Source organism: Microcoleus sp. B3-D7, from assembly GCF_036705305.1.
Lineage (GTDB): Bacteria > Cyanobacteriota > Cyanobacteriia > Cyanobacteriales > Microcoleaceae > Microcoleus.
Genome location: NZ_JAUBUE010000001.1, coordinates 52,133 through 73,620, shown reverse-complemented (window position 1 = coordinate 73,620; position 21,488 = coordinate 52,133). Strand labels below are relative to the sequence as shown.

Annotated in this window: 14 protein-coding genes; 6 read left to right on the top strand and 8 right to left on the bottom strand. The window is 45.0% G+C overall.

Annotation, left to right across the window (positions count from 1 at the left end):
* Positions 1-125 precede the first annotated feature (125 nt).
* Positions 126-1,226: an alpha/beta hydrolase gene (locus QUB25_RS00250; protein ID WP_333181426.1), complete on the top strand. Its 1,101-nt coding sequence runs from the start codon at positions 126-128 to the stop codon at positions 1,224-1,226.
* 76 nt (positions 1,227-1,302) lie between these two features.
* Here QUB25_RS00250 and QUB25_RS00245 read toward each other — a convergent pair whose 3' ends face one another.
* On the bottom strand, positions 1,303-2,400 hold the full coding sequence (locus QUB25_RS00245) for a HAMP domain-containing sensor histidine kinase (RefSeq protein ID WP_333181424.1): 1,098 nt from the start codon (positions 2,398-2,400) through the stop codon (positions 1,303-1,305).
* A gap of 237 nt (positions 2,401-2,637) precedes the next feature.
* Positions 2,638-5,973, bottom strand: a complete 3,336-nt coding sequence (locus QUB25_RS00240; RefSeq protein ID WP_445251920.1) for a non-ribosomal peptide synthetase — start codon at positions 5,971-5,973, stop codon at positions 2,638-2,640.
* A gap of 538 nt (positions 5,974-6,511) precedes the next feature.
* Between QUB25_RS00240 and QUB25_RS00235 the strand changes: the two genes are divergently transcribed.
* The gene (locus QUB25_RS00235; RefSeq protein WP_333063528.1) at positions 6,512-8,299 is read left to right on the top strand and encodes an EamA family transporter; all 1,788 of its coding nucleotides are present in this window, start codon (positions 6,512-6,514) and stop codon (positions 8,297-8,299) included.
* A gap of 107 nt (positions 8,300-8,406) precedes the next feature.
* A complete protein-coding gene (locus tag QUB25_RS00230) occupies positions 8,407-8,967 on the top strand; it encodes a Uma2 family endonuclease (protein WP_333037147.1) in 561 nt (186 codons plus the stop codon).
* Positions 8,968-9,013: 46 nt separating this feature from the next.
* On the opposite strand, the gene QUB25_RS00225 is transcribed toward QUB25_RS00230, so the two are convergent.
* From QUB25_RS00225 to QUB25_RS00210, 4 genes are all read right to left on the bottom strand, one after another.
* Positions 9,014-11,044: a bifunctional serine/threonine-protein kinase/formylglycine-generating enzyme family protein gene (locus QUB25_RS00225; RefSeq protein ID WP_333181419.1), complete on the bottom strand. Its 2,031-nt coding sequence runs from the start codon at positions 11,042-11,044 to the stop codon at positions 9,014-9,016.
* A gap of 409 nt (positions 11,045-11,453) precedes the next feature.
* Entirely contained in the window at positions 11,454-12,080 is a 627-nt protein-coding gene (locus tag QUB25_RS00220; protein WP_333181417.1) for an FMN-binding negative transcriptional regulator, read from the bottom strand.
* A gap of 236 nt (positions 12,081-12,316) precedes the next feature.
* Complete coding sequence (locus QUB25_RS00215; protein ID WP_333181415.1) at positions 12,317-12,751, bottom strand: MAPEG family protein; 435 nt, start codon at positions 12,749-12,751, stop codon at positions 12,317-12,319.
* Between the two features lie 9 nt (positions 12,752-12,760).
* Complete coding sequence (locus tag QUB25_RS00210; RefSeq protein WP_333181413.1) at positions 12,761-13,189, bottom strand: DUF6220 domain-containing protein; 429 nt, start codon at positions 13,187-13,189, stop codon at positions 12,761-12,763.
* Between the two features lie 92 nt (positions 13,190-13,281).
* On the opposite strand from QUB25_RS00210, the gene QUB25_RS00205 reads away from it, so the two are divergent.
* A complete protein-coding gene (locus QUB25_RS00205) occupies positions 13,282-14,025 on the top strand; it encodes a LuxR C-terminal-related transcriptional regulator (RefSeq protein WP_333181411.1) in 744 nt (247 codons plus the stop codon).
* 150 nt (positions 14,026-14,175) lie between these two features.
* On the opposite strand, the gene QUB25_RS00200 is transcribed toward QUB25_RS00205, so the two are convergent.
* Both QUB25_RS00200 and QUB25_RS00195 read right to left on the bottom strand, forming a co-directional pair.
* The gene (locus QUB25_RS00200; protein WP_333181409.1) at positions 14,176-14,499 is read right to left on the bottom strand and encodes a hypothetical protein; all 324 of its coding nucleotides are present in this window, start codon (positions 14,497-14,499) and stop codon (positions 14,176-14,178) included.
* A gap of 575 nt (positions 14,500-15,074) precedes the next feature.
* Positions 15,075-15,296: a hypothetical protein gene (locus tag QUB25_RS00195; RefSeq protein ID WP_333181407.1), complete on the bottom strand. Its 222-nt coding sequence runs from the start codon at positions 15,294-15,296 to the stop codon at positions 15,075-15,077.
* An 88-nt stretch (positions 15,297-15,384) separates the two neighbouring features.
* On the opposite strand from QUB25_RS00195, the gene QUB25_RS00190 reads away from it, so the two are divergent.
* Both QUB25_RS00190 and QUB25_RS00185 read left to right on the top strand, forming a co-directional pair.
* On the top strand, positions 15,385-15,558 hold the full coding sequence (locus QUB25_RS00190) for a hypothetical protein (RefSeq protein WP_333181405.1): 174 nt from the start codon (positions 15,385-15,387) through the stop codon (positions 15,556-15,558).
* A 174-nt stretch (positions 15,559-15,732) separates the two neighbouring features.
* A complete protein-coding gene (locus QUB25_RS00185) occupies positions 15,733-21,441 on the top strand; it encodes an AAA family ATPase (RefSeq protein WP_333181404.1) in 5,709 nt (1,902 codons plus the stop codon).
* Positions 21,442-21,488 lie beyond the last annotated feature (47 nt).

The following is a 21,488-nucleotide window of genomic DNA, read 5'->3' as shown; positions in this document are numbered from 1 at the left end:
ACAAATTCCACCAGCGCACAAATTAAGAGCTTAACTTATCGCTTGCTTACTGTGGCCTAACCTGAGTATGATTCTGTTTGAATCCGCAACCAAAATCCTACCCAAGGTTTCAGCTTATGCCGTTCATGCCGTTCAATTTCCTGTTTCTATGGCTGGTGGGACTGCTGTCCATCGGGGTACTAGGCGGAGGTATATACATTATTTACGAATGGTCCATCGGCGAACTTGTAGGGATTTCCTACTTAGTCAGCGGAGTCTTAATGCTTCTTTGGTCTGTTGGCGGCCGCTTTATCAGTTTGCCGCTGTTCCGCCGCCCCGGTGCTGACGAACCCAAGCCGACGCGGACGGGTACGGTTCAGCGAGTAGAGAGACCTGATGGCACTATTTTACAAGTAGAATTCTACGGCCCAGAGGACGGACAGCCGATTATCCTCTCCCATGGTTGGGGGCCGAATAGTATGGTTTGGTATTACGCGAAACGGCAACTAACCGATCGCTTCCGAGTGATTGTTTGGGATCTTTCAGGTTTGGGAAAATCCACTCGACCAAAAAACAGCGACTACTCCCTAGAAAAATTTGCCCGCGATCTCGAAGCCGTCATTGCCATAGCAGGAACTAAACCTGTTATCCTACTCGGACACAGCATGGGCGGCATGATTTCTCTAACATTCAGTCGGCTGTTTCCAGAACTTCTCGGTAGTCGAGTAGCTGGTTTAATTCTGGTAGATACCACTTATACTAATCCCGTCAAAACCGCTATTTTTAGCGGTTTATTACGCGCTTTGCAGAAGCCACTGCTTCAACCTATCCTCTATCTCACAATAGCTCTTGAACCGATTATGTGGGGAATGACTTGGCTGAGCTATCTCAATGGTTCACTGCACATCAGTGTAGAATTATCGGGATTTAAAGGCACTGAAACGCGCGGTCAATTAGAGTTTTCCGCTTTCTTATCAGCCTTGGGTTCTCCCGGCGTTCTCGCTCGCGGCACATTGGGAATGCTCAAATTTGACGAAACAAAAACTTTGCGATCGATTGACATTCCTGTGTTGGTGATATGCGGCGATTCAGATATTGCCACTACCCCCCCAGCTAGCCTGCGAATGAAAGCAGAATTACCTCAAGCAGAGCTAGTTACTATACAGAAAGGAGGACACATGGCATTAATGGAACATAACCAGCAGTTTGCCGAAGCTGTCAGGGCATTCTGCACTGAAATTTCGTGACTAAAAATGTGAGTTAAAATCCTGTAGGTTCTGGCTGGGGATACCCTATTTTTCTTCTTAGTCTTAATGTCCCGAACTAAAGAAGAATATTTGATAAAGTGATAATAAAGCTTGTCCCCTTGCCCTCTACACTTTCAACCGTAAGTGTCCCTTTATGGGCTTCAATAATACTCTTTGCTAAAAATAATCCTAATCCCCAGCCAGTTTGCTCCTCAGCACAAATGGTTCGACGAAATTGTTGAAAGAGGATGGATTGAGCGTCTAGGGCGATCGGATCGCCTTCATTATGGATAGTAAGGCTGATCTGCGTTTCAGTTTGCTGGAGCGTGAGTGTAATAGGCGTACTAGGCGCACCATATTTCACAGCGTTAATTGCTAAATTTTCAATCACCCGCCGTATTTCTTTACGGCTGCAAAAAGTCCTCATTTCAGAATTAGAGACTACAACAAACCGCTCTCCATACGCGAAGCTCAAATCTTCTACCACCTCTTGGACTAGCATCACAAAATCGCATTCTTCAAATTCAATCTTTAAGCTCTGCCCTGCCCGCAGCCGACTCGCATCAAGCAGATTTTGAATCATCGAATCCAGCCGATTGATCGCATTGAGCATCCTTGCGGCCACATCCGTGTTGGTATCTCCTCGTTCCAGCCGCCGCAGAGTTAGTTGAGTTCCCATTTTTACGACATTGATCGGATTTCTGAGGTCGTGAGTTAACGTCACCATAAATAGTTCTTGAATATCTCGCAGCGTTTCGGAGAATTGAGTAGCCGCGTCATTAACGGCTTGCTCAATGGAGCCGATAATAATGTCTCTATCTTGCACTTCCAAAGGTGCTTCTTCTTCTAAAACTTGAAATATTACTTGACGGAGGAGGTGATACTCGAAAATGAGGTGACTCATGGAGTAGTCCGCATACCCCGCCCGTTCATGCCCATGCAGCTTGCCAATCCGCGTACTTTCTACCTCGTCGGCTGTAATTCGGGCAGATGTCCTGACAATTCTGTTTGAGAGTTCATCTACCAGTTGGTTTAAGTAGAGAGGTAGGGAATCTTGCAAGACAAGAGAATCTTGATGCGTTGATGCGCTGACTTCCTCACGCGCCCGCTTCTCCCACATCCGCATAATTTTTTCAGCATTTTGTTTAAGACGGTCAGACGCTTGGTTGGACATCGTTTCGGATTTTCTTGATGACTGGCTGTTGAGAAAACATTTTCTCCCTTATTTTTAATGCCCTGCAAGCAATTTTGCAAGTATATAGGCAGCCTCAGCTTTTAGGAGGTTAGCAAGTAACAGGTCTACATCTCCTCGTGAAGCAGACTTGAATATCAGTTCCCATTGCGGTAATTTCTACCGACAGGCAAATGCCAATTCCACAAAACAATCAAAATCATCCAATTATGTAAGCCCTTAAAATTCCACATCTTCGCGCTCATTTTCGTCTGTTCTGGGAGTATCCAAACCAGTCGCTGCCCAGCGCATTGTTTCAATGTATTTTGCCAGACTCGCCACAGTCGGAGCCTCAAAAAAATTGCTGACCGATAACTCGACTTGCAAAGCGTCTCGGATGCGAGAAATCAACTGAGTTGCTAGCAGGGAATGCCCGCCTAGTTCAAAGAAATTATCATAGATACTAACCTGCTGTTTTCCCAAAACCTTAGCCCAAATATTCCCGATCGCCTTTTCGATATCGGTCCGAGGCGCTACATAGTTTTCTGTTAGACCCTCGCTATCTGTGTCTATATCGGGCAAGGCGCGGCGGTCTACTTTGCCATTAGGCGTCAGTGGCATATTCTCCAATACTGCATAAGTTGCAGGAACCATATATCCTGGTAACTTTTCTTTCAAAAATTGGCGCAATTCACTGGACTTGAGATGGGAAATTTCTAATTTTTCATTAATACCGTCAGGAACAACATAAGCTACTAAATGTTTATCGTCTGGGATGTCTTCCCTCACAATTACTACTGCTTCGCGCACTTGTGGATGCTGGCACAAAGCCGCTTCAATTTCTCCCAATTCGATGCGGTAGCCTCGAATTTTTACTTGGTCGTCAACGCGGCCTAAAAACTCGATGTTGCCGTCAACCAGATAGCGACCTAAATCACCTGTTTTATAAAGGCTAGAACCAGATTTATTGCTAAAAGGGTTAGGAATGAATGCAGCATCAGTTAAATCAGGCTGGTTGAGGTAGCCTTTCGCCAGTCCGTCACCGCCGAGGTATAATTGACCTATAACACCGATCGCCACCGGCTGCAAATCCGCATCGAGGAGATAAATTTGCGTGTTGGCGATCGGGCGGCCGATGGGGATAGATGTTGCGGTTTCGGGTACGTCTTGCACGCAATAATAAGCCGAAAATGTGGTGTTTTCTGTAGGCCCGTAAACGTGAATTAATTGAGTTGTTGGCTTTTGTTGGAGAACTTTTTTAACCCATCTCATATCGACCGCTTCTCCGCCAAACAGCAAGCAGCGCAGCGAATTAAAAGCTTGCGGTAAAACTCTAGCAATTTGTTGAAATAAGGCAGTTGTTAAAAACAAAACTTTGATTCCTTGTTGGCGCAGTTCTAAGGCTAAATCGTGAGGCGAAAGGGTAATATTTGTGCTAATTCCCACGAGTTGAGCGCCGTTAAGCAAGGCTCCCCAAATCTCGAAGGTGGCTGCATCGAATGAAGCGTTTGATGCTTGGGCAATTTTATCGGTAGGTTCTATTTTTATATAGTTGGTGTTGAGTACCAGCCGATTTACTGCTTTGTGGGTGACAGCGACTCCCTTGGGTTTTCCTGTTGAACCAGATGTGTAAATAACGTAAGCTAGGTTGTCTGCTGTTGCGGTGTTGGCGGGATTTTCGGCGCTTTCTTTGGCTATGTCTTCCCAGTCGCGATCGAAGTAAATCACCGAGTTTGAGAAGTCTCGGAAATTCTCAATCAATTTATCTTGAATTAGCAAGACTTTAACTTGAGCATCTTCCAGCATCAAGTTTAGCCGATCGCGCGGATAGCTCGGATCTAACGGTAGGTAAGCTCCTCCCGCTTTCAGTATAGCCAACATCCCGACAATTAGGTCGATCGAGCGCTCTGCACAAAGCCCCACTAAAACCTCCGCCCCCACGCCCAGTTTTTGCAGGTAGCGCGCCAGTTGGTTGCTGCGACTGTTGAGTTCTCTGTAAGTGAGGTGCTGGCTGTCGAAAGTTAGGGCGACATCCTCCAGATGCTGCTGGACTCGCTCCTCAAATAACTGATGAATGCACTTATTTTGAGGATAATCTGTCCGAGTATCGTTCCATTCTCTGAATAATTGATTCACTTCATCCTCGCTCAATAAAGGTAAGTTAGCGATTCTTTGTTCTGGATTAGCCACAATGCTTTCCAGCAGCGTTTTAAAATGCCTCAGCATTCGGGCGATCGTAACTTCATCAAATAAATCCGTATTGTACACAGCTAAGCCTCTGAGTCCTTCCGAATCTTCCCAATGTTCGCCGTATCTGCTCCTAAAGTTATCGGAAGCTTCCCACAAATACAGCTCTAAATCAAAGCGCGTTGTTTGAGTCTCCAAAGGAAAAGAACTCAACTTTAATCCTGGCAATTCTAGCTCGTCCAGCGGCGCATTTTGCAGTCCGAATACCACCTGAAACAGCGGGTGGCGGTTCAACGATCGCTCTGGGTGCAATTCCTCGACGAGCTTCTCAAAAGGCAAATCTTGGTGAGCGTAAGCTCCCAGGGTTACTTCCCGCACCCGGCCCAAAAAATCTCGAAATGTCGGGTTTCCCGAGCAGTCTGTTCGCAGCACTAAAGTATTGACAAAAAAACCGATTAATGCTTCAATTTCGCTGCGGTTGCGATTGGCGATCGGCGAACCGACAACAATATCTTCTTGTTGCGAGTAACGGTAAAGCAAAGTTTGAAATGCAGCAAGCACTGTCATAAATAAAGTCGCTCCTTCTCGCTGCGAGAGCGCTAAAAGTGCGTTTTTTAGCTTTTTAGGCAGTTCTAAATATTGAGTTTTTCCCCGATAATTTTGCATAGCTGGTGCAGGGCGATCTGTGGGCAAATTTAACACAGAAATCCAGTGCAATTGCTGCCGCCAATAAGCTAGCTGAGTTTCTAAGACTTCACCTTGCAGCCATTCGCGCTGCCACTCTGCAAAATCGGCATATTGAAGTGATAATTCTGGGAGGGGAGATGGCTGTTGATTTATCAAAGCTGTATAGATAGCCTCCAGTTCTCGAATTAACACACCGATCGACCAATCATCGGAGGCTATGTGGTGCATATTTAGCAAGAGAATATGCTCGGTTTCTTTCAGCCGCAGGATGGTGACTCGCATCAGCGGCCCGGTGGATAAATTGAAAGGGCGAAGAGATTCGGCTGCAGAGAGTTTCTTTGCTTCTGTTTGCCGTTGTTCGGGTGGCAAATCTTGCAAGTCTAATACTTTTAAATTAGTCTTGAAAGCAGGAGAGATTATCTGCACTGGTTGCCCTGATACCGTGGCAAAAGTGGTTCGCAAAGTTTCGTGGCGCTGCACTATTTCGTTGAAGGTTTGCTCTAAGGCTGTTAAGTTGAGGGAACCAGTTAAGCGCAGTGCTGTTACTACATTGTAGAAAGGGTTTTCCGGTGCGAATTGGTCGAGGAACCACAAGCGCTGCTGGGCAAATGAGGCGGGAAAGACAAAGACTTCGCCTTCGGAGGAAATATTCAGTTTTTCTATATCCTTTGTAAAGGAATTGTCATATATTTCGGAGGCCATATCTGTTGCTCTTGGGGGATGGGATGTGTTAATTTTTGGATGGCGCGGGGGTGGCTTTTTCAGGGTGCGATCGCCTCTTAAAACTTTCGCGAGCAAAAGATCGGAACTGTTAAAATCATAAACCTGGGTGCGGGAGTGCGGGAGAAAGGCGGGCAAAAGAAACCGGATTTCTGGCCGCAGCATCAAGTTATCCATTGAGGGGCTAGGAGTGCGACCCCCCAATCAAATTTAGTCGCGGAAGGGCCTCTTAGGCTTGTGATTCGGGTGCAATCGGGTGAGTTAGATGCGAGAATTACCGGGAGCAATCGGTGGAGAGGTCAAGCTGTAGTATGATTTCTAATTGCACAAAGTGTTCTTGGGGCGATTCCCTGCCGGATAGCTTTGCTTCACGCAATTTTCTCACATTTGTAGCTTAGCGACTACTATTGATTCAACAGTGTCCGCAATCTTTTAGAGCCACTCACTAGAACTTGCGACCTGATTTGTCACAATACTTAAGAACACTGAACGTGCAGTTTAAATTAGAGGTTATAGGCTAATGGCGCAGCGGAACGTATACTCGTCAAAGGGCGAGCCAGAGGATGCACAATCAGCAGAAGAAGTCCTCCACTCAGTAATGCAAGAACTGGACGCTTTGCATGAAAATGTCAAAGGCCAGTTAAATCAAGACATTACTCGGCTGCAAACTGAAAAAAATCACCTGATTGAAGATATTGAAGACCTCCGGGAGCAATATCGCAAATTGCAGTCTCAGCAAATGGAATCTCTGTCGGGGCGATACATTCAGCAGCAGCAATTGTGGCTGAAGCAGTTGGCTCAAGTTTTGGCTCACAATTTGCAGGATTTGTTGGTGCAGCGGTTCAACGAACTCAGCGCTAACTCGGGAAATTCTCTCAGCAGCCCGATTCCCAGCGGCGAGTTCCCGATACCCCTGCCGCCGAGCAACTACGACGAACGAGCCTCGCAGTTGCTGGCGGCGCTGGATGAAAGGATCGATCGCAGTTTCCAGATGCTGGAACAAGATTTAACGAGTTACGAAAGCGAGCTTTCCGTGCGGCTCAATAACATGAAAACCCTGGAACTGCAAGGGGAAGAGCTGTTACAAAATCTCGTAAACCGCATCAGGGAAGAACTCGAATCAGAAGAAGAATATCTTGAGAATCCTTTCGATGCTCAAGATTCCTATGTCGAGGAATCAACTAATTCTGTTAATTCTGTTAATTCTGTCCGCCCGCAACTTCTGCCGCCAACACCTGTGGAAACGCCGCGAGAACCCGTTCCACAGCCTTCTTCAGCGCCACCGACGGCACCCGCTAAAGTAGCTTCTCAAGTGCAGACAGGTTTGGTGCTGGCTTTGTCTTCGGCGGTGGTATTGTCACTGTTTAATGTTTGTTTGAGAATTCTGATTAAAGGCAAAAATCCTCGGGTGGTTTTTGGCTTGTTTGAATTTCCGGGGGTGGTGACTCCGGGTTTTGGAAATTCTTTGTTGATTTTGTTGATGAGGCTGATCGTGGTGATGGCTTTGATGCCGATATTGGCGACATTTCTGTATCCTTCTGTGTGGAAAGATATTAGACGGTTGTTCCAGTCGGGCGATCGAGCTTTGTGGAGTAAAGTTTTAGGAAGCGCATTTTTTCTGTTTTTGTCTCAGGTTTTGATTTATTTGGCGATCGGCAATATTCCAGCGGGGATTGCGATTACGATTTTCTTTATTTATCCGATCGTCACCGTACTAGGTTCTTGGATATTGTTTGGTTCTCGCCCCAGCACAGTCGGCTTTTTGGCGATAGTCGGGATTACCGCAGGTCTGATTTTAGCTGGGTGGCCGAGTTTTGCGGCCCCAGCTCCGGGCGGCGGCAATGTCGGGGTGGGAGTCACGGCTGCACTAGCTTCTGGGATTACCTTTGCAGGTTACGTATTGCTGACGCAAATGGCCGCGGGCAAGTTGCACCCAATTCCTTTTAGTTTAGTTAATTTCGCCGCGATTTTTGTATTTTCCGCCCTTAGTTTGTGGGTGCCGCTGTCGGACAATTTTGCTCCTAAAATCGACCAAAATGTTTGGCCGGGTTTGATTTTGGGAGGTGTTGTTTTAGGGGTGCTGACGCTGTTTAGCTATCTTTTGAATAATTTTGCCATCCGCTTTGCGGGGGCAGCCTTAGCGTCAGTAATTGGCACTTTGGGGCCGGCAATGACCGCACTCTTCGGTTTTCTAATTATCAATGAGAAGTTACAGCCTGTGGCAATTCTCGGCATGGCTGTGGTGACGTTGAGCGTGGCTGCTATGAGTGTGGAACGCATAGTCGCTCCTCAAAAGAAGGCTAGTTAAGGCAAGAATTTGTCCTTCATAATAGATATCAGAACCCCGACTGTTTAAAAGTCGGGGTTCTGATATCTATCCCATTTAAAATCTAAAATCTAAAATCTACTTTACCTATGACTACAGTCATTAAAATAACGCCCAACTTAGAGGAGTTCCTCAAACTTCCAGAAACGGAGCCAGCTTGCGAATATATCAACAAAGAAATCATTCAAAAACCCATGCCTCAAGGTGAACATAGCAGATTGCAAGGTAAGCTTTGCAATGTCATCAACCAAATAGTCGAAACACCAAAGATTGCTTATGCTTTTCCAGAGTTGCGTTGCACTTTCGGCGGTGTATCACTCGTCCCAGATGTAGCAGTATTCCGGTGGGAAAGAATTCCCTTTCTACCATCGGGTAGAATTGCTAACCGCTTTGAAATTTATCCAGACTGGGCGATTGAAATTCTTTCTCCCGAACAAAGCCAAACAAAAGTGCTTGCTAAATTACTTGCTTGTTCGCAACAAGGCACTGAATTGGGGTGGTTAATGATTCCAGAAGAAGAAAGTATTTTAGCGGTATTTTCCGGCCAAAGAGTGGAGTTGTATGAAGGTGCAACTGATTTGCCAATACTTAATGGGATTGAGTTAGAATTGACTGTTGAAACAGTTTTTAGCTGGTTGAGTTTTAGTTAAGTTAAAAAGTTTGTGAAGCGGAACTATCCCAAGGGAATCGCCATTCTTAAACAACAGAAACAACCACTCGAAAACCAACAATACTAGCCTTGCAATCGGGCTGATATCTGAGGCGACACGCGCTGCGACAATTCGGAGGATGATCGTTCCAAGAACCCCCCCGCAACAACCTCAGCGAAGAGTCCCCGTCAGACTCCCAAACGCTACCATCCGCAGGCGCACCGTTATAATTATTGTGCCAAGAATCCGCGCACCATTCCCAAACATTTCCGTGGAAATCGTACAATCCGAAAGCATTAGGTTTAAAACTGCCCACATCTGTCGTTTGAAAGCGATAAACTCCCTTCGGCGCGTCAGCGTAATGAGAATTTCCGTTGTAATTGGCTAAGTCGCTGGTAATCGTTTCCCCAAAGTGAAACGGCCCCGTAGTTTGCCCCCGGCAAGCATATTCCCATTGGGCTTCGCTAGGCAAGCGATAATTCTTACCCGTTTTGCGAGAAAGTCGATCGCAAAACTCCACTGCCTCGTACCAAGATACATTTTCTACAGGTCGATTTCCCCCTTTAAAACGGGCAGCATCGGGATTGAGAAATATTTTAATTTCCGGCAGCGCCGCAACTGCTTTCCACTGGGCCTGAGTGACTGGAAATTTGCTAATATAGAAAGATCCTAAAGTTACTGGGTGCTGCGGTTTTTCGTCGCTGTCACCCCGATTTTTTGGAGAACCCATGAGGAAAGTACCGCCAGGAACAGATACCATTTCCAGCAGTGTACTGCTACCAAGATGTTCTTCAAAAAAACCCGCTTGCCCGCTGTTAACATTAGTTTGCTTCCCGCGCTTGTCTACTGTCACCACCTGAAATTTAAAAGTGCTTTTGACAGCGGGCATTCTCTGCGATGCCTGGTTCGGAGGCGGATTGGTGCGGGATTTTACCCTGCTATTGACAGAGATATTGCTATTGATTTGCCCGCTTTGATTGAGCGGAGTATGGATAGCAAGGGGCCCTCCCTTGGTCACAGAAGAATTTAAAGCAAGTGGGCCTCCCTTGATCACAGAAGAATTTAAAGAAAGTGGCCCTCCCTTCACAAAAGGGGGTTGGGGAGGTAAACAATAGAGATTTAAAGCTTTAATTACTTCATCAGCAGATTGATATCTATTTTTGAGATAATCTTCAATTAACTTATCTAAAATTTTTGTCAACTCGCTGCTGACTTTTGTGCCTGCTGGCAACCGTTCTCTCCACATCCAGCCGCCGTTTATCGGGTCATAAAGGTCATCGGAACCGTCAACTTTTGGCAAACATTGAGTTAGCAGTCTCAGGCAAGTTATTCCCAAACTGTACAAATCGCTGCCGGGGAAAACTTGACCGCGCATTTGTTCTACAGGGGAATATCCGGGCGTTCCTACCGTCGTGCCTACTTTGCTCATTAGGGAGCCCGTCACTAGTTTGGAAATGCCGAAATCTATCAAAACTAACTCTCCCCGCCCTCCCCTTCGGAAAGCTGAATTCCGAAAATTTCCCGCCTTTAGCAGGGAGGAGCTAACAGAGGTGCGGCGCCGCATGATATTCTCAAGTTTGATGTCTCGGTGAATGACATGGCGATCGTGCACAAATTTCAAAATCGGCAGTACATCTGCCAACAACTGCCAAATTTTTTCTTCGCTAAAAACACCCTGCTGAGTTAATTCAGCTAGTAAAGTTTGCCCCTCAATCAACTCTTGTACTAAATAAAGTCGCTTGTCTTGTTCAAAATAAGCAATTAATCGAGGAATTTGGGGATGTTCGCCGAGTTCGTAAAGTCGTTTCGCTTCTTCTTTAAACAATTGTGAGGCTTTTTCAAGTGCTGAGGTTCCTTGAAATTGGGGTACAAACTGCTTAATTACGCAGGGATCGTCCATGCGATCCGTATCTACCGCTTCATAAGTTCTCCCAAATCCCCCTTCGCCCAACAGTCGAATCACGCGGTAGCGGTTTCTGAAGAGAGGCGTGAGGTCGGACTGGCCGCAACTTTGACAAAATTTAGAGTTGTCGGGATTGAAAGGATGAGAACACCTGGGATTAGAACAGTAGAACATATCTGGGAAGAAATGATCCGGTTAAGGTTATGATATACCTTTTATGTCGGTCTGCCTCCTCAGGGAGTTATAAAAATTAGAAATAGATTTGAAGAAAAAAAATCATATCCCGATCAACTAATTTTCGCAACCCTCTCACCGCCGATAGTCCTCGTCGCAGTCCCCAATCGACTTATACAAATCTCTAGATTTCTCAGCAATAGGGCCGAACCGAGCGACATCCGTAGTATTTAGTATCAAATTAAACACTCTAGAATTATCTGCCTAATGTTCGGATACTTCCAGCCTAAGACCAAGGATTGAGCCCCACAGCAGGTGGGTCTAAAACATCATTAAAATTAGTCAAAGCTAAATGTTTAATTTTCCCTTCATCCTAAATTTAAGCAGCAGCAATTGTGCGCTCCACAGTCTAATTCGATTCCAGGTTCTGTTTCATCTCGACACCCACCGCACGAGCGGCCGGATCTAAACTCTGTAGTAGTGTGTTTGACACAGTTTCTCGATCGACTTGGCTGCGGTTTTGACTGAGCTTGTACTTTCCTTCCAGTCGAGTTACAGTCATCTCAAATCCTACAATACCATCCATCATCCCTTCACGGAATTGATTTGATAAACCGTCCCAATGCGATTGGTAGTCAACCTCGTAGGCGTCTATCATCTGATTTATCATCTTGTTCATGGCTTTTGGTGAGTCATTGAGCATGATGATTTTGGGAACACCATACGCATGAACAGCAATATAGTTCCATGTTGGTACGCTCTCGTGTTTTTCATACTGTGTAGGGGAGATGTAAGCGTGCGGCCCGGTAAAGATAGCCAATGACTCAGCAGATCCGAAGGCTTGCCATTGAGGATTTTGCTTCGAGAGATGACCGCTCAATTTTACGACCTGCCCTTGCATTGCGATGACGAGAGGAATATGTGAAGCACAAGGTACAGCCTCTACGCTAGATACCAATGTTGCAAAACTATTGGCTCTCATGAAAGCAACCAGTTTATCAAGATTGTCTTCTTGAAAAGCAGTTGGTCTATACATGGAAATTTAATCGGGAGTTCAATCTCTCGTCCATTATACTACTCGCACAGAATTGAAGAGCGATCGCTCTACTGGTAATTTTAAAGTATTGGGTATTGCGATCACGATCTAACGACTCGGTTCAGTGGCAGACCGCCCCGCCAGACCCCAAACACACACGCAGAAACAGGGTGGAGTTTCCGCTGCACCCTCATTGTTCGGCGCCTGTTGATAACTTCTACCTCCTTTGAACGAGGTTAATTGATTGTGCCAAAGTGGATAAGTGCTGCGCGGATCGCGATGAACCACACCGCGAGTGTGGCAAATAGGTAGAGGTAGAACCGAAGTATGATGAGATTGAATGTGCAATGAACAGCACTATGCAATGTACGAAATACAACGAATACCCACGCGGCGTTCACATACACTGTATCCACCTGCTTTGTGAAGAACAGGTATAGGACAAGCGCATAGAAAAGTACCGGAATCTCGAACAGGTTTTTTAGGTTATCCGATGGATTGGATACGCTTTGTGGCGAAATTTGTGCCAGTGCGCCCGGTACAGCAAGTTCATTCGGAGCGAGCTTTAGACTGGTGATAAAACTGATACGGCGGATGTACATATAGACCCAAACTAAGAGTGTTAGAAACACTGTTGCAAAGAAGGGACTAAAAATTGTATTTTGCGTCATTTATACCTCTCAAATTTGATGATTATGATTGTTGGTGGGCGAGAAAGTGCGCCCTAGGGAATGTACAAGGCTTGAAGAAACATAGAGTAATGTAAATCCAATTAGAGGATGGAGTATTTCCAGGTGAAGAGGACTTTTGAGATGAATGCTGGAAAATTGTAGCCCAAGCAGCACGGGCAAACTTGCGGCGAGATTTCGTATTCTGCGTGAGAAGGGCGCGATTAACGACCATCCCAGTAATACTAATGACAGCCCACTGTACCCTCGCACGAACCAAACATGAATATTCCACCATGCAGGATTATTGAAGTAGGCAACTCCAACCGTTAATAACTGAGCAATCAAGCAGACATTAAAGATGATTGAAGTCACATAAAAGCTGATGAGTATCACACGTGTGGGAGTGCGATCAGGCTCGATTTCCGAACTGGTTGTCATGTCAAGTTGCTTTGGAGTTTACAAGGATAATATAATTCGAGTATTGCAATGCTTCTAGACCTCGATCGGGTACTCTTTTTGACACCATGACCATGAACAGTCCCTTGCAGCTTTTATTTGAAGCGCTCGACCAGGTAAAGGACGAACAAGATTTGCGATCGCAAGTCCTGCCCAAAATTGGTGAGTATTTTGCAGCTAAACGATCGGGAATCTTTTTCTTCGATCAACTGCCCTTGGTAGATAGTAATCTTCAGAAAATACTGAAAGTTGGGCTATCGATCGAACACAATCCTGTTGTGCGTTATTTAGCGGAGCGCCACGCTCCTGTCCATGAAGCATTGGTGGCATCTCCCAAGGTTTGGACAATAATTTGTCCCCGACCCGATCATTGGCACGTGATGGCGGGACCGATTGTCAGTCGCGGTCAATTAATGGGTGTAGTGGGTTGCACCCGCGAACAGTCAATGCCCGCTTTCGATACAGAAAATCTAGCGGATTTGAGTGCGATCTGTTTGCATTTGTCTGTTTGGACTGCAACAGTGCGGGAAGCGAAGCTATTCCGTAGGGAATCGCAACACCAACCTTTCAAGAGCTCACGCCTAACGCCTCGTGAATTGCAAATTGCCGAATTGGTTGCTTTGGGGCGAACCAACGCAGAAATCGGGAGGGAACTTTGGATTACTGAGAATTCAGTGAAGCAAGCTTTGAAGCGAATGTTCCGTAAGCTTGAGGTTTCGTCTCGTGCAGAAATGGTTGCACAGCTTTCCGCGACAAAACACCATTTGCCAAGTGTAAAAAGCTCTCCATCCCACTTGATGCAGAACATCCACCAATAAACTTAACGCTAGAAACCCCAAGAGCGATCCTCTTCGAGGGCTTCGCTAACGCACTTAATTGAAGAGCTATCTCTCTACTGATAATTTTGAAGTATGGGGTATTGCGATCGAGTGTGGGAAAATACAATTCATCAAATGAATGATTAGATATTACTGTGTAGTTTGGGGCAACAATTGATTTAGTGCACCACACAAGTATCCCTTTACGGTGTCTTTACTTGCACCCACCCCACTGGGAAGGGTAAATATCATCTCAACATTTAATAGATTGCCGTCCATTGAGGCAAATACATCAATTGGCAAAGCACGCTGAAATGCTGTGGCGGGATTTTCTGCTTTCATTACACCTAAGTTCAGATCCGTGCTGAGAGTCTTGATGCCTTCGCGGGCCAAAATGGGTCGTAATTGGGAAAATGCTCTCTCTATCGATAACCCCTCAACCTGAACACGTGCAGAAAAGGCGGCACCATTCAAAAAGTCCCCCTTTTTTTGAAAGCTTTCCTCGCAGGTTGTGGCAACAGCGGGGGTGGCTAAACATATGAGAGCTAGAGTCAAGACAAGCGATCGCATATTAGCTTAGTTATAAAAATGAAACGAAACAATCATCAAGATTATGATGACCCATTATAGGATTGTTTGGCAAGTGATGCAAATACCTTCGATGGTTTTTAGCATGAGTTGCAGTCCGGTTAGCATTCGCTGCTATCCTCCCAACTAGAGAAACTAGGATAATTAAGGGTAAAGACTAAAAGAGCGATCATACTTAAGTGAACCTCGTAGTGAATAGAAGGTCGATTTAATGCTCGATTCTCATCTTCCAACCACATTTTACTCGTTTCACGTAAGTTCGCTTGTATGTCGTCTAAAGTTTCTCCTTGAGAATGCGCTCTCTTAGAAACCGGAAACATAGAGTACATATAAATCAGGGTCAGAGTCTTTCGGAACCACCCCAGTGAACGTTCTTATGAATTCCAACTCTAACAGCTTGACTTTCAAGCAAAATCCAATAAAATTAAGTTTAGCCTATCTATCACCTACCATACGTGAAATTACTTAGAGAGACGCTCAATGACACTACCTACAGATGCAGCAAGTTTATATCCAATAGGGATACCCAAAAGTCTAGCATTTGGATGTTTCGCACTCAGGTAATCAGCAGCGTGTAAACCATTTTCATCAAGTTTAGAGTCGCCTGTTTCTATATCAAGGATGACCATCTTGCCAATATTATCTTCTAACTCAATTTTTGGGGGTATGCTGCTCTCATACAAATGTTTCGCACGACGCGAACACTAGCGCTCGGTCGCAGTGCTGCAAATATGTGGTAGTAGGATGTATAATAGTAAGTTTGAATAATTCATGCTGAAACAGGTAAGCTACTGGGATGTAAAAAACCTGAGTTCGGAAAACTTTAATCATCTGTGCGAAGTACAGCGAGAGACGTTTAAACAGATGATTGAGGTAGTGCGATCGGATAATTTATGTGAATGCGCCTTCTTAGTTGTCCAACTCCAGCAGAAGTATTATAGATAAATATCCGACCCTGATGCACTTTAGCATTGAATGAGCGGATAAAATATTGCCACTTGCTAATAAGCTGATTCCCTGCTCGTTTAATTTTTCCCAACAGGCGATCGAACATCGCCGTCTCCGATTTCCCTCTATCAATTCCAGGCCAGAATAATCGTACTCATGGAAAAAACTAATATGAAAACCACGCTGCCCGGTTACAAACTATTATCGTTGCCGCTTCATGAAGGTGTCAATACAGTTATTTATCGGGGGGTTCGGGAGTCGGAGCCAACTCAGGTTATAGTAAAAACCCTCAAAGCCGAGTATCCCACAATAGAAGAAATCGCGCGGTTGAGACATGAATATAAAATCCTCAAAACTCTGGACATGACAGGGATTGTCAAAGCTCACTCTTTACAAAAGCATAATAACGGTCTGGCGCTGATATTAGAAGATTTTGGGGGAAAATCTCTGAAAAACCTAATCGCAGCTAAACACCTTGAAATAAGCGAATTTCTAAGTCTGGCAATTCATTTGGCAGAGATCCTAGCTCAACTGCATGAAAATAACATTATCCATAAAGATATTAAACCGCAGAATATCATTATCAATTCCAAAACAGATAAAATTAAAATCATAGATTTTAGCATTTCCACGTACCTAGAGCGAGAAAATCAGAGCCTCAGCAATCCCAACTTGCTAGAAGGCACCCCCGCCTATATGTCTCCAGAGCAAACCGGGCGGATGAATCGCTCAATAGACTACCGCACCGACTTTTACTCATTAGGTGTCACCTTTTATGAAATTCTGACGGGAAAGCTGCCGCATCAAGCCACCGACCTCCTGGAATTAATTCACTGCCATATCGCTAAAAGACCAGTGCCACCCCATGAGCAAATCGGTGAGATTCCCGAAGCGATTTCTGACATCGTAATGAAATTATTAGCCAAAACCGCTGAAGACAGATACCAAAGCGCCCTGGGCCTAAAAGCTGACCTAGAAATGTGCCGTCATCAACTGCAAACGCATGGAAAAATTGGCAACTTTCCCATCGGTAAGAGGGATAAATTTGGACAATTTCTTATCCCGCAAAAACTCTATGGCCGCGAGCAAGAAGTAACCACTTTGATGGAAGCCTTTGAGCGAGTCTCCGGCGGAAACAGCGAACTGATGCTAGTGAGCGGTTACTCAGGAATTGGCAAATCTTCCTTAGTGAATGAAGTTCAAAAACCGATTGTCAGGCAGCGCGGGTATTTTATCTCCGGTAAATTTGACCAATTAAAGCGAAATATTCCTTATGCTTCTTTGATTCAAGCTTTCGCCGGCTTGATGCGGCATCTGTTAACAGAAAGTTCGGAAAAACTAGCGATTTGGAAACAGCAACTTTTAGAAGCCTTAGGCTCCAATGGCCAAGTCATAGTAGATGTCATTCCCGAAGTCGAACTGATTGTCGGGCCTCAAGGAGCGGTTCCCCAATTGGGATTATCTGAATCCGAGAATCGCTTTAATCGCGTGTTTAAAGAATTCATTCATGTATTTACTAAACCCTCACACCCGCTCGTCGTCTTTTTGGATGACTTACAGTGGGCAGATTCGGCATCGCTCAAGTTGATTCATCTGCTTATTTGTGACCCGGACAGCCAATATTTACTGCTGATGGGAGCCTATCGAGATAACGAAGTCAGTCCGACGCATCCGTTGATGCTGACGTTGGATGAGATTCAAAAGAATGGGGCGGTTGTAAATAATATCACCCTCCGTCCTTTGGATATTGGCAACGTCAGCTTGCTGGTAGCAGATACCCTGAATGAGTCTTCCGCTCTGAGAAACCGGGTTTCTGAATTGTCCGAGCTACTTTTCAATAAAACCCAGGGAAATCCTTTCTTCTTGGCTCAGATGTTCGCTACTATGCATCAAGAAAAGCTATTGACCTTTGATTTCAGTGCTGGGTGCTGGCATTGGTCATTGAACCAAATTCAAGCGGTAGGCATCACAGATTATAATGTCGTCGAACTGATTTCCAGAAATATTCAAAAACTCCCGGAAGAGACCCAGGATGTCTTAAAGTTAGCAGCCTGTATTGGAGACAAATTTAATTTAGACGTTCTGGCTATTGTCAATGAAAAATCTCAATCGGAAACGGCGGCTGATTTGTGGCAAGCACTTCAGGCTGGCTTGGTTTTGCCCCTGAGCGAAGCCTACAAAATCCCTCTCGTTTTTACCTCCGATGAAATGAGCATGGAAGTAAATGAGAGAATAGCTCCAGATTCTCCTCTGCTATCATCCTCACCTGCCCCTTTGCCTTACAGCTATCACGCGCCTATCGCTTACAAATTTCTCCATGATCGGGTGCAGCAAGCGGCGTATTCTCTTATTCCGGAATTTCAGAAACAACAGACCCATTTAAAAATTGGTGAACTGCTACTTGAGCATACTCCAGCAGACGAGATTGAAGAAAATATTTTTGAGATTGTCAATCAGTTAAATGTTGGGGCTGACTTCATCACCGATCAGCCCAAAAAAGATCGTCTAGCCCGATTAAATTTAATAGCTGGTCGAAAAGCCAAAGCAGCGTCAGCTTATGAAGCTGCTGTCACGCAACTAAGAGTAGGGTTAGAACTCTTGGCAGAAAACAGTTGGCAGAGTAACTACGATCTGACACTAGCACTCTATGTAGAAGCGGTGGAAGCAGAATATATTAATACCAATTACGAAAAGTCAGCAATTCTTGCTGAAGTTGTTCTGCAACAAGCTAGCACTCTGCTCGAAAAAGTGAAAGTATACGAGCTACAAATCCAGTATTATATGGCCCAAAATCAGATGTTAAAAGCCATTGATACTGGGCTGCAAGTGCTGGATATGCTGGGTGTTTCCTTGTCAAATGACGAGGGTAACGGGGATTTTCTGGTTGAGTTGCCAGATATCGCCGACTTAGACAATATCCCAGAGATGACAGACCCTTACAAAATAGCGGCTTTAAGTATACTGACTTCTCTTATTTCTCCTGTTGTTACTGCTAATCCCGCAATTTTGACCCCACTTGCAGTGACTTTGGTTAAAATCTGCATGGAGTATGGTCATTCGCCTTTTGCTGCTTTTGCGTATGCTTTTTATAGTGTAATACTGTGTTCGGTAATAGGGGATATAGATGCCGCATATCAGTCGGGTAACTTGGGATTAACGTTGTTGAATAAATTTAATGCTAACTCGCTTAAATGTAAAGTTAATCAATTATTTTATGGCTTGGTTATACACTGGAAAGAGCCAGCTCAAAAAGCTTTAGTCCCCTTACGGTCAGCGTTTCAAAGTGGAGTGGAAACTGGAGATATAGAATATGCCGGTTATTGTGTTACTGTCTATTGTGCGAGCATATTTTTAACGGGCGAACGATTAGACATTGTAGAAGAGGAACAAGAGCAATATCTTGATTTAGCGCTCAAACTAAAACAAGATTATTCTATCTATTACATCCAGATATTTCACCAATTGACGCTAAATCTTCAAAATGAATCTGAGACCCACTGTCTGTTGGCAGGCAAAAGTTTTAATGAAACACAAATGTTGCCTGTTTTTATTGAAACTAACAATAGAATTTTGCTGTTTATTACTTATCTAGCCAAGACAATTCTATTATATCTATTTAAAGAACCAAAGAATGCCGTTGCCAATGCCAGTTTAGCCGCCGAACACGCAGTCAGCGTGATTGGAATGGTAGTTTCTGCTCCTCACAACTTCTATTATTCCCTCGCTCTACTCGCTGTTTATCCTCAAGCTTCACACGCCGAACAACAGCAATACATCAGCTTAGTTGAAGCTAATCAAGAAAAAATGCAGAAATGGGCATTTCATGCCCCGTCTAACTTCCAGCATAAGTACGAATTAGTGGAGGCGGAGAAAGCGCGGGTATTGGGTAAAATTGGCAAAGCGATGGAGTATTATGACGCTAGCATTCAAGGAGCCAGAGAACAGGGATACATTCAGGAAGAAGCCCTAGCTAATGAACGGGCTGCCGAGTTTTATTTCTCTCGCGGTCGGGAGAAGATAGCGGAGATTTATTTGACGGATGCTTACTATGGCTATATTCGCTGGGGAGCAAAAGCAAAAGTGCAGGATTTATCAGAAGAATATCCTGAATTCTTCTCGCGAATACTGACTAAAGAAACCCCCAGCTTCGACGTATCACGGACGACGTGTTCGACGACTACGGGGAGTTTTGCAGCACTGGATTTCGCCTCTGTGATGAAATCTTCTCAAGCTATTTCTGGCGAAATTGTTCTGGAAAGTCTCCTTTCTAAGTTATTGAAAATTGCGATTGAGAATGCTGGGGCTGAAAAAAGCTACTTAATTTTAGAAAAAGATGGTCAACTGGTGGTAGAAGGGACGGCCAGCATAGGTAATAATGAGGTAGTGGTGCTGCAATCCACACCAATAGAAACGAGTCATAAATTGCCCTTTTCTCTCCTCAATTATGTGGCTAGAACTCAGAATAATGTGGTTTTAAATGATGCGAGTCAGGAGGGAATTTTTACCAGGGATAGCTATATAGTTAACGCCCAACCAAAGTCAGTTTTATGTATGCCGATCGTCCATAAAGGAAAGCTCATTGGTCTGCTTTACTTGGAAAATAATCTGACAAGGAGTGCGTTTACTCCCGATCGCCTAGAAGTTTTAACCGCGATCTGTTCTCAAGCGGCGATTTCCCTGGAAAATGCCCGACTCTATGCCAATTTGTCTGAGGCGACTGACAACCTGAAACAAGCCAACGAGCAATTAGAAGATTACAGCCGGACTTTAGAACATAAAGTGGAAAAGAGGACGCAGGAATTAAAGGAAAAAAATCTGCTCCTGAGCCAGGAAATTCGCGATCGCGTGCAGATAGAGCAAGCTCTGCGAATATCAGAAGCGCAATTAAAAAAACAAGCCGAACAACTAGAGCTTTCTTTCCAAGAACTCAAGCGCACCCAGACCCAGCTAATTCAGACTGAGAAAATGTCCTCGCTGGGACAGATGGTTGCCGGGGTGGCCCACGAAATCAATAACCCGATTAACTTCATATATGGCAACCTAACTCACGTCAGGACTTACTGTGAAGACATACTAGGACTGGTGAAACTCTATCAAGAACAATACCCCCATCCCACAGCAGCGATTGTTGAGGATATTGAGGCAATCGAATTAGATTTCTTGATGGAAGACTTACCCAAAGTGCTGGATTCGATGAAGGTGGGGGCAGACCGAATTCGCGAAATAGTCCTCTCCCTGCGAAACTTCTCGCGACTGGATGAAGCGGAAATGAAAGAGGTGGATATCCATGAGGGCCTCGATAACACCCTACTGATTTTGCAGCACCGACTGCAAGCCAAATTAGACCAGCCTGCTATTCAAATAATTAAAGAGTACGGCCCGCTGCCGCTGGTGGAGTGCTATGCGGGCCAACTGAACCAGGTGTTTGTAAATTTACTGGCGAATGCGATTGACACTCTTCATGACCAAAGGGGGGCGCGCACGATCGCAATTCGCACCTCAGTGGGGTATGGGGAAGAAGAAAAATCCCCGATTTCCAATCCCCCCCTTGCGAAAAGCTCTACATCTTCTTCGGCTGAGGTGGATTCCTCCAAGCTCGGCGCGACCCGCAAAGCTCCCCAATTTGTTGTGATTCGCATTTGCGACAATGGCCCCGGTATGACAGAGGAAGTGAACCGGCGGCTGTTCGACCCGTTCTTCACGACGAAACCTGTAGGGAAGGGCACCGGTCTGGGGCTGTCAATCAGCTACCAGATTGTGGTAGAAAAACATCGCGGACAGTTGAAGTGTGTTTCTCATCCCGGCCAGGGAGCAGAGTTCATTATTCAGATTCCTATTAAACAGGAGTATCAAAAATTGGCTTTGCAAAGCCAAACCTGATGAGTAGTTGTTATTGGTATTTCCATTCGTCTTTCTACAGGACTAAG

Excerpts from the sequence above, each read along its gene's own strand:
- QUB25_RS00250 (WP_333181426.1), top strand. The coding sequence starts at position 126 with ATGCCGTTCAATTTCCTGTTTCTATGGCTGGTGGGACTGCTGTCCATC.
- QUB25_RS00245 (WP_333181424.1), bottom strand. The coding sequence starts at position 2,400 with ATGTCCAACCAAGCGTCTGACCGTCTTAAACAAAATGCTGAAAAAATT.
- QUB25_RS00240 (WP_445251920.1), bottom strand. The coding sequence starts at position 5,973 with ATGGCCTCCGAAATATATGACAATTCCTTTACAAAGGATATAGAAAAA.
- QUB25_RS00235 (WP_333063528.1), top strand. The coding sequence starts at position 6,512 with ATGGCGCAGCGGAACGTATACTCGTCAAAGGGCGAGCCAGAGGATGCA.
- QUB25_RS00230 (WP_333037147.1), top strand. The coding sequence starts at position 8,407 with ATGACTACAGTCATTAAAATAACGCCCAACTTAGAGGAGTTCCTCAAA.
- QUB25_RS00225 (WP_333181419.1), bottom strand. The coding sequence starts at position 11,044 with ATGTTCTACTGTTCTAATCCCAGGTGTTCTCATCCTTTCAATCCCGAC.
- QUB25_RS00220 (WP_333181417.1), bottom strand. The coding sequence starts at position 12,080 with ATGTATAGACCAACTGCTTTTCAAGAAGACAATCTTGATAAACTGGTT.
- QUB25_RS00215 (WP_333181415.1), bottom strand. The coding sequence starts at position 12,751 with ATGACGCAAAATACAATTTTTAGTCCCTTCTTTGCAACAGTGTTTCTA.
- QUB25_RS00210 (WP_333181413.1), bottom strand. The coding sequence starts at position 13,189 with ATGACAACCAGTTCGGAAATCGAGCCTGATCGCACTCCCACACGTGTG.
- QUB25_RS00205 (WP_333181411.1), top strand. The coding sequence starts at position 13,282 with ATGAACAGTCCCTTGCAGCTTTTATTTGAAGCGCTCGACCAGGTAAAG.
- QUB25_RS00190 (WP_333181405.1), top strand. The coding sequence starts at position 15,385 with ATGCTGAAACAGGTAAGCTACTGGGATGTAAAAAACCTGAGTTCGGAA.
- QUB25_RS00185 (WP_333181404.1), top strand. The coding sequence starts at position 15,733 with ATGAAAACCACGCTGCCCGGTTACAAACTATTATCGTTGCCGCTTCAT.